Below are 14,275 nucleotides of genomic sequence, written 5' to 3'. Positions count from 1 at the left end.
TGAAGCATACGATGATGCCGATGACCATCCAGGAGATCGCGCAGGCGGTGGAGGGACGGCTCGTCGGCCCCACCGCGGGCGTGCCCGAAGGGCCGGTGGCGGTCCACACGGTCAGCGACTCCCGCCAGGTGGGCGAGGGCACGGTCTTCGTGGCCATCAAGGGAGAACGTGTCGACGGCCACGACTTCGTGGGCCGCGTCGGCGAATCCGGAGCCGTCGCGGCGATCGTGGACCATGAGGTGGCCGGGGCGGACATCGCGCAGATCGTCGTGCCTGACACCGTGGATGCGCTCGGCGCGCTGGCGCGCCACAACATCCGGCGCCGTCGCGAGGCCGAGGCGGACGGCGGCAAGCCGTTCACGCTGATCGGCCTGACCGGCTCCGTCGGCAAGACCACCACCAAGGACCTGCTCAAGGCGCTGCTGTCCTCCATGGACGAGACCGTGGCGCCTGTGGGATCGTTCAACAACGAGATCGGCCTGCCCCTCACCGCGTTGACCGTGGGGGAGGACACCCGCTACTTCGTGGCCGAAATGGGCGCCAACCACGTGGGCGAAATCGCGAGGCTGACCACCATCGCCCCGCCGGACATCGCCATCGTGCTCAAGGTGGGCGTGGCCCATCTGGGCGAATTCGGGTCCGTGGAGCGCATCGCCCAGGCCAAGTCGGAGATCGTGCAGGGACTCGTCCCCGGTGGCGTCGCCGTGCTCAACGCGGACGACGCGCACGTGGCCGCCATGGCGGGCATCGCCCCGGGCAAGGTCCTGTACTTCGGCGTCGACGCCGCCAACGCGGACCGTGACGCGCTGCACGCGACCGACCTCACCGTCGACGGCCTCGACCGTCCGTCGTTCACGCTCGTCGCCGACGACGGCGACCGTGCGCCGGTGACGCTCGGCATCCCCGGCGCGCACAACGTGATGAACGCGCTGGCCGCCGCCAGCGTCGCCCGGCTGCTCGGCATGCCGCTCGCGGACATCGCCCGCGTCCTCGGCGAACAGCGCCGCATCAGCCCCCACCGCATGGCCGTGTCCTCCGTCGAACACGACGGCGCGACCTTCACGCTCATCGACGACTCGTTCAACGCGAACCCCGATTCGATGCGGGCCGGACTCGACGGCCTCGCACGGTTCGGCACGCAGGACGGGCGCACCCCCCACAGGATCGCCGTGCTCGGCGCCATGCTGGAACTCGGCGGCGACGAGGAAGGCCTCCACCGCGGCATCGGAGCCTACGCGGCCGGTCTCGGCCTCGACCACATCATCGCCGTCGGCAGCGCCACGGACGCGCGTTTCGACGCGCTGGCCGAATCCATCGCCCACGGCGCCATCGAGGCGGCCGGCGGTGACCTGCCGGTAGACTGGGTCCACGACGCAGGCCAGGCGGACGAGCTCGTCAAGCGCATCGCCCGCGACCATGCGGACACCGTCGTGCTGCTCAAGGGCTCCCACGCCTCCGGCCTCAGTGCGCTGGCCGAACGCTGGACGCCGGACCGGGCCTGACCGCGGAAGACGCGGACCGACGCGGCGGACGGCCGACCATGGCCGCCCGTCATAGGAACAAGAGGGAAAAGGAACACGCCAAGTGATTGCGCTCATCATAGGAATGCTGGTGTCGCTGTTCGTCACGATCGTCGGCACGCCGATGCTCATCAGGCTGGTGCATAAGCTGCACTACGGCCAGTACATCCGCCAGGACGGCCCCAAGTCGCATCAGATCAAGCGCGGCACGCCCACGCTCGGCGGCGTGGTCATCAACCTGGCCATCCTGCTCGGCTGGTGCGCGTCCGCGCTCTACCGGTACCTGCGCATCGGCGACGTGCCCTCCTGGTCCGCCGTCCTCGTGCTGTTCGCCATGCTCTCCATGGGCGTGCTCGGCTTCATCGACGACTTCGCCAAGGTGCGTAAGAAGCAGAACGAGGGACTGACCGTGCGCGGCAAGTTCATCGGCCAGTTCATCCTCGCCACCGTCTACGCGGTGCTCGCGCTCGTCATCCCCACCAAAAGCGGGTTCCCCAGCGCCCAGGCCGGCATGAGCTTCATCGAGACCCCGTTCCTCAGCTTCGAATTCGCGGGACGCCTCGTGGCCATCGTCCTGTTCGTCGTCTGGGTGAACTTCCTCATGGCCGCATGGACCAACGCGGTCAACCTCACCGACGGCCTCGACGGCCTCGCCGCGGGCTCCTCCATGATCGCGTTCACCGGCTATGGCGTCATCGCGTTCTGGGAAAGCTACCATCTCAAGGGCGCCGGCCACTCCGGCTACGCCTACGCGGTCTCCGACCCGCTCGACCTGACCATCATCGCGATCTGCGCCGCAGTGGCATGCTTCGGATTCCTGTGGTACAACACCAACCCCGCCTCCATCTTCATGGGCGACACCGGCTCCTTGGCCCTTGGCGGCCTGTTCGCCGCACTGTCCATCGCCACGCACACCGAGTTCCTCGCCGTCATCCTCGGCGGCCTGTACGTCATCGAGGCGATGAGCGACGTCATCCAGGTCGGCTACTTCAAGGCCACGCACAAGCGCGTGTTCAAGATGGCGCCCATCCACCACCACTTCGAACTGTGCGGATGGCAGGAATCCAAGGTCGTGGTGCGCTTCTGGATGATCGAGCTCATGTTCGTCCTCACCAGCCTCGTCGTGTTCTACGGCGACTGGGCCACACGCTCCGGTCTGCTGTTCAGCTGACGGGGAACCGCATACGGCCGTCCGCGACGCGGGCGGCCGTAACATTCATGCACATTCGGCTGGAATAATGCCGCTGGAACGATTAGGGGGTCATTATGGACATCAATGGCAAGACCGTGGTCATCGCAGGACTCGGCGTATCCGGCACGTCGCTGGCGGAAGTGCTCAGGGAGCTCGGCGCGCACGTGATCGGTGTGGACGAGCGCAAGCCCGACGCCGACCTCGATTCCTTCGACAAGGTGGATTGGGACGGCGTGGACTACGTCATGTCGTCCCCCGTGTTCAACCCGCGCACCCCGTTCATCCTGGAGGCGCAGCGCCGCGGCATCCCGGTGATGAGCGAAGTGGAGTTCGCCTGGCGGCTGCGCGTCGACTCGGCCCGCACCGGCAAGCCGGCCGCATGGATCGGCATCACCGGCACCAACGGCAAGACCTCCACCACGGAGATGACCTCCGAGATGCTCGGCGCATGCGGCTATGACGCCCCCACCGCAGGCAACATCGCCTCCGGCAACATGGCCATGTCGCTGTCCCGCTGCGCCACCAACCCCGCCCATGATGTGCTGTGCGTCGAACTGAGCTCGTTCCAGCTGCACTTCACCGACTCGCTGGAACTCGACTGCGCCGCCATCACCAACATCGCCGACGACCACCTCGACTGGCACGGCGGACGCGAGAACTACGCCGCGGACAAGGCCAAGGTGTACCACGGCGTCAAACGCGCGCTCGTCTACAACGCGGACGACGCCCTCGTGACCCGCAAGGCGATGGAGGCGGAGCCCGCCCCCGGTTGCCTGAAGGTCGGATTCACGCTCCACGAGCCGAAGGCCGGACAGATCGGCGTGGACGACGGATGGATTGTGGACCGGAGCGGCGTCGCCGGAGGCAGGGTCGGCGAGCCGATCCGCCTGGCGCGCGTCCTCGACTTCTCGCATCTGGCCGAGCCGGACGGCACCATCTACCCGCATCTGCTGGCGGACTCGCTCACTGCGCTCGCGCTGGTGCTCGGCTTCGGCGCCGACCGCGAGAAGGCCGTCGCGGCATTGAAGGCGTTCAAGCCCGGCGGACACCGCATCGCCACCGTCGCCACCCTGCCCGGTGAGGGACCGACCGACGCCATCCGCTTCGTCGACGATTCGAAGGCCACCAACGCGCACGCCGCCAACGCCTCGCTCTCTAGCTTCGCTCCCGGTTCGGTCGTCTGGATCGCGGGAGGCCTCGCCAAGGGCAGCCGGTTCGAACACCTCGTGGCGGACCGCAAGGACATCATCAAGGCCGCGGTGATCATCGGCAAGGACCAGCGTCCCATGTTGGACGCCTTTGCCGCGTCCGCACCCGACATTCCGCTCACCGTCATCGACCCCGAACCGAACGACGACGTCATGGAACGCGCGGTGCAGGCCGCCGGCGAATACGCGAAGCCCGGCGACGTGGTGCTCATGGCGCCGGCATGCGCCTCCATGGACCAGTTCGTCTCCTACGCGGACCGCGGCGACCGCTTCGCCGCGGCGGCGAAGCGGTGGGTGCAGGCGCATGGCGGACGCTGACCGTCATCGACGCGCGGACCGGAACCGGTCCGATCGCCCGGAACGTCCCGGACGCGCATCCGCCCCGGACAGGCGTGATCCCGCCGCCGCGGTAACCGGTTGGCGTAGCCTGCTCAACCCGCTGTGGTGCTACCACGGATTCCGCATGGCCGTGCTCGGGCTGAGCGTGTTCGGCGTGATCATGGTGTTCTCAAGCTCCGCGGTATCCGCCGCCTCATCAGGCAAATCGCCGTTCATGGAGTCCATGAGCCAGCTGCTCTTCTGCCTGGCCGGTCTCATGCTCGGATTCATCTGCGCGCTGGTGCCCGTGACGATCTACCGCAGGCTCGGCTTCTTCCTGGTCTGTGCGGCCATGTGCATCCAGATGCTCACCTTCACGTCCCTGGGCGTGGGCCAGTACGGCAACAACGGCTGGATCCGCCTGTTCGGCTTCACCGTCCAGCCCGCCGAATTCGTCAAATTCGCGCTATGCATCTGGCTGCCGTCCGCGCTGATCGCGGCCAGGGCGAACTACCGCAAGGCGAAGGACCTCAAGGGACAGCTCAAGGCGTATCTGGGCGTCGTCGGCGTCTATGGCCTATGCCTGCTGCTCATCCTCGGCGGCAAGGACCTCGGCACCGCCATGATCGTCGTGTTCATCGGTGCGGTGGCCTTCCTCATCGCCGGGTTCCCGGGCGTGTGGATGGCCATTGGGGCCTTCGTGATGGGAGTGGCCGTGGTGGCGCTCATCGCCTCCAGCCCGAACCGTCGCGAACGCGTGCTCGCCGCATACACTACGTGCTCCGCCGCCGACGCGCAGAACATCTGCTACCAGTCCACGCACGCCAAATACGCCATCGCCTCCGGCGGCGTCTTCGGCGTCGGCCTCGGCAACTCGCGTGAGAAATGGAACTACCTGCCCGCCGCGCACAACGATTTCATCTTCGCCATCATCGGCGAGGAGACCGGGTTCATCGGGTGCGTGATGGTGATTGCCATCTTCGTGATCCTCGGATGGTGCCTCATCTTCAGCGCGCTGCAGCTCAAGGACCGCTACAGCGCCATGGTCCTCGTGTGCATCGCCGTCTGGATCGTGGGGCAGGCGCTCGTGAACATCGGCGTGGTGGTCGGACTGTTCCCCGTCTTCGGCGTGCCGATGCCGTTCGTGTCCGCCGGCGGCTCATCGATGATCATGTGCCTGGCCATATCCGGCGTGGCATTGGGACTGCTGCGCCAGCAACCCGAGATCAAAGCCGACGTGTCACGCCTGTAGAACAGGCGAGGGGGCGACTATGCTCGTACACCATGAAGCATATCGTCCTCGCCGGCGGCGGCACCGCCGGACACGTCAACCCGTTGCTCTCCGTGGCCGATGCAATCGGCAGGATCGATCCGGAAACCCAGGTGACGGTGGTCGGCACCGCGGTCGGGCTGGAGAAGGACCTCGTCCCGGCCGCCGGCTTCGAACTCGACACCATCGAGAAAGTGCCGTTCCCGCGCCGTCCCAACCTGTACATGCTCCGGTTCCCCGAGAAATGGGCGGCCGAGACCCGCAAGGTGAGGAGCATCCTCGAAGAGCGGAAGGCGGACGTCGTGGCGGGCTTCGGCGGCTACGCCTCCGCGCCCGTGTACGCCACCGCTCACAAGATGGGCATCCCCATCGTCATCCACGAGCAGAACGCGCGTGCGGGCATGGCGAACAAACTCGGCAGCCGTTGGGCCGAGTTCATCGGCACCGTCTACGACGGCACCGGCCTCAAGCCGGCGAAGGGCGGTTCCATCGAACGCGTGGGCCTGCCGTTGCGCCCCGCCATCGCTTCGCTCGTCGACGACCTCACCGCCGACCGGTCCGCGGCACGCCGCAAGGCGGCCGCCGAACTCGGCGTGGACGCGGACCGTCCGCTCGTGCTCGTCACCGGCGGCTCCCTCGGCGCCGCCAGCATCAACCGGGCCGTCGCCGCCGCATCGGGGGATATCCTCGCCGCGGCGCAGGTCATCCACCTCACCGGCAAAGGCAAGGCCGACGAGGTCCGGGAACTCGTCGGCGTGAACGCGGGCGACGGACACGTCGCCGGACTCGGCGCCGACCATGCCGGCGAAGGGGACTACCACATCGCCGAATACCTCGAACGCATCGACCTGGCATTCGCCTGCGCCGACCTCATCATCTGCCGGTCCGGCGCCGGCACGGTGGCCGAACTCACCGCACTGGGCCTGCCCGCCGTCTACGTGCCGCTGCCCATCGGCAACGGCGAACAGCGGTTCAACGCCCAACCCGTCGTCGAGGCGGAAGGCGGCGTCATGGTGGCCGACCGCGACCTGACGCCAGCCTGGGTGCGCGAGGAGATCCCCGCGCTGCTCGACGACCATGAGCGGCTGGAGACCATGGGCGCCAACGCATGGAGGTACGGCATCCGCGACGCCGCCGACACCATGGCGCGCCGCATCCTCGACCTCGCCTGAACCCGCCGCATCCCACGCCGCCCACCCCGGACATCGCACGGACGTGCGACGACGGTCGTCACGCATGACCGTCACCCGGCCGCATGCGGCGGCCGTGTCATGACATGCGGCATAATGAAAACCAGTCTGACCATCCCACAAGGAGAGCGTTCCGTGACCCAAGACAGCACCTCGTCCATCATCCTCGACCCCACCAAGGCCGCATTCGGCCCGGAGGAGACCACCGATTCGCTGGGCGTCACGCACTTCATCGGCATCGGCGGCGCAGGCATGAGCGTGCTCGCCGAAATGCTGCACCAGCGCGGAGTGAAGGTAGGCGGCTCCGACCGCGCCCACAGCGCCAAGACGGACCGTCTCGAAGCGCTCGGCATCCCCGTGGCATACGGGCAGCAGGCCGAGAACGTGGCCGACGCGGACACGGTCGTCTACTCCAGCGCCATCAAGCCGGACAATCCGGAGATTGTGGCAGCGCACGCTCGCGGCGCCCGCATCGTACACCGCAGCGACATCCTCGCCCTGCTCATGCACGGCCGCCGGGCGGTCACCGTGGCGGGAGCGCACGGCAAGACCACCACGAGCTCCCTGCTCGCGCACATCCTCACCTCGGCCGGACTCGACCCGAGCTTCGCGATCGGCGGATCCATCCAAGGCGCCGACGGCAAGGCCATCGACGGCGGACACGTCGGCCAGGGCGACGCCCTCATCGCCGAAGCGGACGAATCGGACGGCAGCTTCGAGAAATACCGTCCCGAACTGACCATCATCACCAACTGCGAGGCGGACCACCTCGACCATTACGGCGACGAGGCGCACTACCGCGCCGCATTCGTCGAACACGCCGGACACGTCACCGGACACGTCATCGTCTGCGTGGACGAACCGAACGGCCTCGCCGTGCTCCGCGCGCTCGAACCGGATGTCGCCAAGAAGGCCATCGCCTACGGCACGCCGACCGAACAGGAACTGGGCGACCTCAACGGGGCCTCGTACGTGCGCATCGAATCGGAGCAGGAGACGGCCGGAACCGGCGTGGAACGGTTCACGCTCCACCTGCCGGACGCCGTCACCGGAAGCGGGGACCTCGAACTGCCGGTGAGCCTCGGCGTGCCCGGCCTGCACAACGCGCACAACGCCGCCGGCGCGATCAGCGCCGCGATCCTGCTGGGGGTCGAGCCCGTCACGGCGGCGCACGCCGCCGCCGGATTCCGCGGCGCGGTACGCCGGTTCCAGGTCAAGGGCGTCGTCAAGCAGGTCACCGTCGTCGACGACTACGCGCACCATCCCACCGAAATAGCCGCGCTGCTCGACGCGGCGCGCCGCCGCTACCCGGACAGCACCATCCGCGTGCTGTTCCAGCCGCACCTGTTCAGCCGCACCAAGTTCTTCGCCCGCGAATTCGCCCAGGCGCTGTCCAAGGCCGACGACGTGATCGTCACCGGCATCTTCCCCGCACGCGAGAAGCAGGCCGACTTCCCGGGCGTCGGCCCGCTCACCATCGTGCGTGAGGCGCAGGGCATGACCGGCGTGGAATTCCGCGCCGTCGACGACATGGAGCTCGCCGCGCGCATGATGGCGATGCGCGCGCACCACGGCGACGTCGTGTTCACCGTGGGCGCCGGCGACATCACCGACATGGACGAGGTGATCCTCCACGCGCTCGAGGCGCACCGCGAAAGCTGCGATTGATGGCGGGACGGGTCGTCAGCTCCGGCGGGGCCGGAGCCGGATCCGCAGACGGATCCGCCAAACCACGACGCGACGGCGGCGTGCCGGAGCGCAGGCCCCGCAGAACCGTATCCGGCACGCGCGGGCGTGACGGGAACGGCGCCAGGGGAGTAGCGGACTCCAAGACGCAGCCGGGCGCGTTCGTCGACGCCAGACGGCTGCGCAGCGAAGACCTCGTCGCCAAGACGCTCAAGGAGAACTCCGGGACGTTGGGGCTCGTCACACGCCCCAAGATCGTGGATTTCACCGCACGTGCCCGTGAACGCAAACACGCCACCGTCCGTGTGATGGCACTGCGCATCCTCGCCATAGTCCTAGCGGTCGCCGCCGTGACGGGATTGGGCTGGCTGCTGTTGCTGTCGCCGGTGCTGCGGCTCGATTCCTCGCAGGTCACGGTCCAGGGCGCCAACGAATGGGTGAGCGAAACCGACATCCGCTCCATCGTGGACGAGCAGGCCGGCAAATCGCTGCTGCTGGTCAACACGCAGCAGATGACGGACAGCATGGGGTCGATTCCCGGCGTCACCAGCGCCAAGGCCACGAAACAGTACCCGCACGGACTGGCCGTCACCATCAAGGCGCAGCGGCCCGCCGCGATGCTCAAGGAGACCGGTTCCGATTCGCTGACCGCCGTGGACTCCCAGGCGAGGGTCCTCAACTCCGTGGCCGGGGCCTCGGCCACCGGAATCCCGGTCATCGAGGTGTCCAGCGTGGGGAAGGGACTGAAGAACCGGGCCGTCAAGGAGACGTTGAAGGTGCTTGACTCCCTGCCTGAGTCGCTGCGCGGGAAGATCACCAAGGTCACGGCGGATACGCAGGATTCGGTCACCACCGAGCTCGAAGGCGGCAAGCACGTCATCGTCTGGGGGGATTCGTCCGACATGAAGCTCAAGAAGGCCGTGGTCGACAAGATTCTCTCCGACCCGAACGTGATTGGTGACAAGACGCAGGTGGACGTCTCCGCGCCGTTGCGGCCCGTGCTGCGGTGACGTGGTGATTCGGTGACGTGGTGATTCGGTGACGTGGTGATGACGCGGTGGCCGATGAGGCGGTGGCCGATGAGGCCATGGCGCGCCGGGTTGCGATAAGTTGACTGGAGGCGTATCCTGAAAAGTCCGGTCGAAAGGCCGGGGTTTGATAATTTAACATGGGGATGATCGGTTTCGACGGTGACCTGTTCGTCGCAGGGAAGCGTGCCGAGAACGCCGGGTCCGCTCGTGGATGCCCCCGGCAAAAGAATAAGTGCTAAATCTAACCGCACTGAGTTCGCTCTCGCTGCCTGAGCTTCGCGCCAGGATTAACCAGTGAGCAGCCGCTCCGTTCACTCCTCCTCGTCTTCGGGAGGATGCTGAGCGTCGTTTAGAGGACTTGCTGATGAGGCTGAGCCACAGAGCCTCACCGGGACTTTGACTGCGGATATGCTCGCCAACGGTTGTCTGCGACACAGTTGGGGGCAGAAAAACCGCCGCACGGCCAGCAGACTACGCACGTAGAAGACTGAGGGTACGGTCATCGGACCGGGGTTCGATTCCCCGCATCTCCACGGACATGAAACGCCGCTCCACACGGGGCGGCGTTTTTCGTTGCAGTACCAACATTTCGAGACATTCGCAGAAATAGAAGAACGGAGAACGAATGAAACGGCCTCACGTCTGGGGGATACGCTCCATCACCTTTGGCCTCCTCGCACTGGCGTACGACCTCACCGGCTTGTTCGCCAGGGGCTTCGCCCTCACCGCCGGACTATTCGGCCTCGCCGCGGCATCCGACCAAGGCGGACGCCGATGACCAGACACTATCTGAGCCTGACCGAAGTCGCCATGAAACTTGGTATCACCAAAGGAGCACTCGCACAGTACAAGCTGCCCGAAGCAGACGTGACGGTCGGCAGGGCACGAGGCTGGAGCGAGGCCACAATCGACGAATGGAACCGCAACCGCCCTGGACGCGGCGTAGGCGGCGGACGCCCCCGCAAGAACAAATCCGAAGCCTAAGATCCGCGACGGCGCTTGCCGCTGGGGCGCCGGTGACTCAGTGTTTATTGCTTTTGGGTTTTGACGGTGACGGTGGTGCCCATCATCGTGGTCTGCCAGCTCACTCCGTCGGCCTCGCTGTACGTGAAGTCCTTGGTAGAGTCCTGCGATCCGAGTAGGGACGAGCTCATGGCTGCGGAGTCTCCCTGACTCGTCCACTTCCAGTCGCCCGCTTCGGTCGGAGCCTCATATGTGCCCTTCCAGTACAGGCTTTTTGCATCCGTTCCGACGAAGTACACCTGGATGCTTCCGTCGGTGATCTCCGCCTGCATGTACGAGTCATTGCTGTTCGAGTTCGTCTGCTTCCATATGCCGGTCAGGTCGGCCGGTTGGGGCTTCGGTGTCTCCTGCGTCTTCGACGATGATTCGGACTTCGCAGGTGTGCTTGCGGTTGTGTCGGTGTCGCCGCAGGCAGTGAGTCCGGCGAGCATGGCGATTGACGCGACGATTGCGATAGTTTTCTTCATGATTCTCTCCTTTGATGTGGTGCGTCGGCGATTCTGCGTCGTTAGCCCCGGACGATTGATTTCGTCGGTGGCGTTGAGCTCTCCGCAATCTGCAAGATGCCGTCGTACATGGTTTTCTCAGTTAGGTATGCCTTCTCCTCGATGAGAGGCGTGCAGTCATCATACGTCATCGCCGTTCGCGGACATGCCCGGTGTTCCCGTATGCGTGGTGGACGAGACCATGCACCAAGGTGCACCATTTGTGCATGTAGGTCATGCGTCAATCGATGAGGTTGGTGTTGTTGGCGGCGCTATTGCAACGCGCCGAATATAACGGTGTACCGTGTGTTTTCAATTCGTATGGCTTATCTTGTATATATAGATTACATATATTAGATATGTCGGCGGAACAAAGAAAGGAGGTGAACATGGCACATGTCGCGGATTTGCTCAACGCCAACAGCAATGCGCGAAGGCAGAAAAGCCTCCGGAGCCCCCCCGAGTTATCCAAGGGCAATTGGCTGCAATCCAGGACTAGCCATGGCACACCATGAAAAGCAAGATGGGGCTCTTCTCGCTCATATTCGGAGCAGTCGGTTTCACCATCGCCATCACGTCACACGACGCGTCGGCAGGCGTCTTCTCCCTCTGTGCAGGAACACTTGGATGGCTCGCAGGCAGGACCAGGCATGACGACTAACCGATACCTCAGCGTCACCGAAGTGGCCGCACGCATAGGCGTGAAAAACGCAAGCGCCGCCGGCTACAACCTTCCCGAACCGGACGCCATAATCGGCCGCACGCGTGGCTGGCTGCCCGAAACCATCGACGAATGGAACCGCAACCGTCCTGGACGCGGAGTCGGTGGCGGACGCCCTCGCAAGAACAAACCCGAAGCCTAAACCTGCGACGGCTCGTTGCAACACGTGTACCGCACGTCGTAGTTCGGCGGGAGTATACGTGAACATCCAAACGCGGCCACGATGGCAGCGCCACGGCGTACCAGGTACGGCTTCTTCTCAAGGCCATCGACAAGAAGGGGGAGTATATGATGGAGCACAAAGCCATCGAAGACCATTATTCGTACTGTGTGCGGTGGTCGTCAGAAGACGGCGAGTATGTCGGCACCTGTGCTGAGCTGCCAGGCCTGAGCTGGCTGGACGTGTCGCCGGCCGCCGCTCTTAATGGCATCGAGAAGGTCGCCGGCGAAGCCGTGACGGATATGGAGAGGACGCGTGCGCCGTCGGTGTGGGTGCGGTAGAGGCAAGGAAGTCTGCCGGTTCGGGACGGTGACCTGCCGTCGCTCCCGTCTCGTTACGTGGGCCGGCTAGGCTGGTGGCTTATGAAAGTCGTATTGCAACGCGTGTCGGAAACGTCGGTGGACGTCGTCAACGAGCTCGGGGGAGTGGACCCCACATTCGAGCCGCAGCAGATCGGGCCGGGATTCATGCTGCTGGTCGGGGTGTCCGACGAGGACGGCGACAAGGAGATCGCATGGCTGGCGCATAAGATCCTCAACCTGCGTGTCTTCGAGGACGACCATGGCAAGATGAACCGCTCCATCCAGGACATCGGCGGTGAGATCCTCTCCATCTCGCAGTTCACCCTGTTCGCCGACGTGCGCAAGGGCAACCGTCCCAGCTTCATCAAGGCCGGCAAACCGGAGCATGCGGACGTCATGTGGATCAGATTCAACGAGGCCCTGCGTTCCGGCGGTGTGTCCGTCAGGGAGGGCAGGTTCGGCGCGCACATGCGCGTCGGTCTCGTCAACGATGGACCCGTCACCATCGTGCTGGACACGGACGATCTGCACTGACGGTTCCGACGGTGTGACCGATGGCGCGGCCGGCGGTGCGGCCGACTGTCCGTCGACTGTCCGTCGACTGTCTGACCGGCCACGACATATGGAACGGCGAACGGCCGGCATCCGCCTCCTGGGAAGCGGATGCCGGCCGTTCGCCGTTGTCTGTCACGTCTTATCGGGTCGCGGCGGACCTCACGTCAAGGTGTGAAGTCCGCCACACCGGGTGCATGTCAGGCCTTCTTGCCCTCGAGCACCTTGTAGGCGAAGCCCATGACGAGGACGTAGAGGCAGCCGACGGCCATCACGAGGATGCCGCCGATCTGGCCGGCGCCCGCGGCCGCACCCATGATCGGCGGGAAGATGGCGCCGCCGATCAGGCCCATGAGCATGAGGCCGGAAATCTCGTTCTGACGGTCCGGACGGTACATGAGCGCGTGGGAGAGGAACAGGGAGAACACGTTGGAGTTGCCGAAGCCGACGAGCGCGACCGCGGTCCAGAACAGCCAGACCGGCGGGTTCGTCGGAGTGGCGGCGAAGATCGCGAAGCAGACGGCGGAGGCGGTCATGATGACGCCGCAGATGCGCAGGCCGACCTTGTTGGAGATCTTCTGCAGCACGATGCCGCCGGTGAAGCAGCCGATCATACGGGCGATGAAGTAGACCATGGTGGCGTTCGTCGCCGTGGCCAGGGCGATGTCGGTGTGCTCCATGAGGATGCGCGGCGCCTGCGCGTTGATGCCGACGTCCACACCCACGTGGGCCACGATGCCGAGGAAGCACAGGAAGACGATGCCGTCGGAGAACAGCAGCTTGAAGCAGCGGCCGATGGTGGTGGTGCCGGAATCCGGAGCGGGCTCCTCGATCTTGTCGAAGGCGAGCAGGATGTAGCCGAGGATGCCGACCACGAAGTAGATGACGAACAGAATCCACCACATGCCGACCTCGACGGTCTGGCCCTTGGCGTCGACGTAGCTCCAAGAGTAGGCCTGGATGGAGTTCGCGCCCCACTGGGCGATCCACGGGGCGAACAGGGAGGCGAAGGCCTTGACGAACTGGCCGGTGGTGAGCGTGGAGGCGAGCTTGTCACCCTTGACGAAGACCGTCAGCAGCGGGTTGAGGGACACCTGCATGAGGGTGTTGCCGATGCCGAGGAACGCAAAGGAGATGACGATGAGCACCAGCTGGGCGGTGGACTTCAGCGGGAAGGCCACGTAGGCGAGGATCGGCAGGGCCATGGCCACGAGGGTGACGAGGATGGATCGCAGCACGGTCTTGCGGCGGCCGATCTTGTTCATCAGCATGCCGGTGGGCACGGAGAAGATGAGGAACCAGAAGAACACCATGGTGGTGAACAGGTTCGCGGTGGCGTCGTTCAGGCTGAACTCGGCCTTCACGTAGTTCGTCGCGGTGCCGACCAAGTCGACGAAGCCCATGACGAAGAACGCGAACATCACGGGCAGGATCTTGGCGAATCCGGCGTTGCCGGTCTTGGTGGTTTCGTTGCTCATTGGTAAAAACTTCCCTTTTTCTATCTGTAATGAGACGGACGAAATGGTTGTCGGTATTCAGTTATCGGTGCCTTGGAGC

Annotated in this window: 14 protein-coding genes and 1 other RNA gene; 13 read left to right on the top strand and 2 right to left on the bottom strand. The window is 65.3% G+C overall.

Annotation, left to right across the window (positions count from 1 at the left end):
• The first annotated feature begins 11 nt into the window (after positions 1-11).
• The 10 genes from murF (at position 12) to JS531_RS09110 (ending at position 10,399) form a co-directional block, all read left to right on the top strand.
• Positions 12-1,502, top strand: a complete 1,491-nt coding sequence (gene murF / locus JS531_RS09155) for a UDP-N-acetylmuramoyl-tripeptide--D-alanyl-D-alanine ligase (RefSeq protein ID WP_214315402.1) — start codon at positions 12-14, stop codon at positions 1,500-1,502.
• Between the two features lie 82 nt (positions 1,503-1,584).
• Complete coding sequence (gene mraY, locus JS531_RS09150) at positions 1,585-2,691, top strand: phospho-N-acetylmuramoyl-pentapeptide-transferase (RefSeq protein ID WP_214315312.1); 1,107 nt, start codon at positions 1,585-1,587, stop codon at positions 2,689-2,691.
• Between the two features lie 95 nt (positions 2,692-2,786).
• Complete coding sequence (gene murD, locus JS531_RS09145; protein ID WP_214315310.1) at positions 2,787-4,238, top strand: UDP-N-acetylmuramoyl-L-alanine--D-glutamate ligase; 1,452 nt, start codon at positions 2,787-2,789, stop codon at positions 4,236-4,238.
• Positions 4,225-5,490, top strand: coding sequence for a putative peptidoglycan glycosyltransferase FtsW (locus JS531_RS09140; protein ID WP_214315308.1), 1,266 nt, complete (start codon positions 4,225-4,227; stop codon positions 5,488-5,490). Before murD ends, JS531_RS09140 begins: the two co-directional genes overlap by 14 nt.
• A gap of 32 nt (positions 5,491-5,522) precedes the next feature.
• Entirely contained in the window at positions 5,523-6,680 is a 1,158-nt protein-coding gene (locus JS531_RS09135; protein WP_214315306.1) for a UDP-N-acetylglucosamine--N-acetylmuramyl-(pentapeptide) pyrophosphoryl-undecaprenol N-acetylglucosamine transferase, read from the top strand.
• Between the two features lie 153 nt (positions 6,681-6,833).
• Positions 6,834-8,366: a UDP-N-acetylmuramate--L-alanine ligase gene (gene murC / locus JS531_RS09130; protein WP_214315304.1), complete on the top strand. Its 1,533-nt coding sequence runs from the start codon at positions 6,834-6,836 to the stop codon at positions 8,364-8,366.
• Complete coding sequence (locus tag JS531_RS09125) at positions 8,366-9,394, top strand: FtsQ-type POTRA domain-containing protein (protein WP_214315301.1); 1,029 nt, start codon at positions 8,366-8,368, stop codon at positions 9,392-9,394. Before murC ends, JS531_RS09125 begins: the two co-directional genes overlap by 1 nt.
• Before the next feature lie 160 nt (positions 9,395-9,554).
• Positions 9,555-9,951: a transfer-messenger RNA gene (gene ssrA / locus JS531_RS09120) on the top strand.
• 89 nt (positions 9,952-10,040) lie between these two features.
• Positions 10,041-10,193: a hypothetical protein gene (locus JS531_RS09115; protein ID WP_214315299.1), complete on the top strand. Its 153-nt coding sequence runs from the start codon at positions 10,041-10,043 to the stop codon at positions 10,191-10,193.
• On the top strand, positions 10,190-10,399 hold the full coding sequence (locus JS531_RS09110; protein WP_214315296.1) for a hypothetical protein: 210 nt from the start codon (positions 10,190-10,192) through the stop codon (positions 10,397-10,399). The genes JS531_RS09115 and JS531_RS09110 overlap by 4 nt, the downstream gene beginning before the upstream one ends.
• A gap of 44 nt (positions 10,400-10,443) precedes the next feature.
• On the opposite strand, the gene JS531_RS09105 is transcribed toward JS531_RS09110, so the two are convergent.
• On the bottom strand, positions 10,444-10,905 hold the full coding sequence (locus JS531_RS09105; RefSeq protein ID WP_214315294.1) for a hypothetical protein: 462 nt from the start codon (positions 10,903-10,905) through the stop codon (positions 10,444-10,446).
• A gap of 668 nt (positions 10,906-11,573) precedes the next feature.
• Between JS531_RS09105 and JS531_RS09100 the strand changes: the two genes are divergently transcribed.
• From JS531_RS09100 to dtd, 3 genes are all read left to right on the top strand, one after another.
• Positions 11,574-11,786 carry a hypothetical protein gene (locus JS531_RS09100; RefSeq protein WP_214315288.1) on the top strand — a complete coding sequence of 71 codons (213 nt, stop codon included), beginning with the start codon at positions 11,574-11,576 and terminating at the stop codon, positions 11,784-11,786.
• 146 nt (positions 11,787-11,932) lie between these two features.
• Positions 11,933-12,145, top strand: a complete 213-nt coding sequence (locus JS531_RS09095) for a hypothetical protein (RefSeq protein ID WP_214315287.1) — start codon at positions 11,933-11,935, stop codon at positions 12,143-12,145.
• Positions 12,146-12,226: 81 nt separating this feature from the next.
• Complete coding sequence (dtd, locus tag JS531_RS09090; RefSeq protein ID WP_214315286.1) at positions 12,227-12,700, top strand: D-aminoacyl-tRNA deacylase; 474 nt, start codon at positions 12,227-12,229, stop codon at positions 12,698-12,700.
• Between the two features lie 218 nt (positions 12,701-12,918).
• Here the strand turns inward: dtd and JS531_RS09085 are convergent, their stop codons facing one another.
• Positions 12,919-14,196, bottom strand: a complete 1,278-nt coding sequence (locus JS531_RS09085; RefSeq protein WP_214315285.1) for an MFS transporter — start codon at positions 14,194-14,196, stop codon at positions 12,919-12,921.
• Between the last annotated feature and the right edge of the window lie 79 nt (positions 14,197-14,275).

The organism is Bifidobacterium sp. CP2, assembly GCF_018555635.1.
GTDB classification, from domain to species: domain Bacteria; phylum Actinomycetota; class Actinomycetes; order Actinomycetales; family Bifidobacteriaceae; genus Bifidobacterium; species Bifidobacterium saguinibicoloris.
This window is presented reverse-complemented; position numbering and strand designations above follow the sequence as displayed.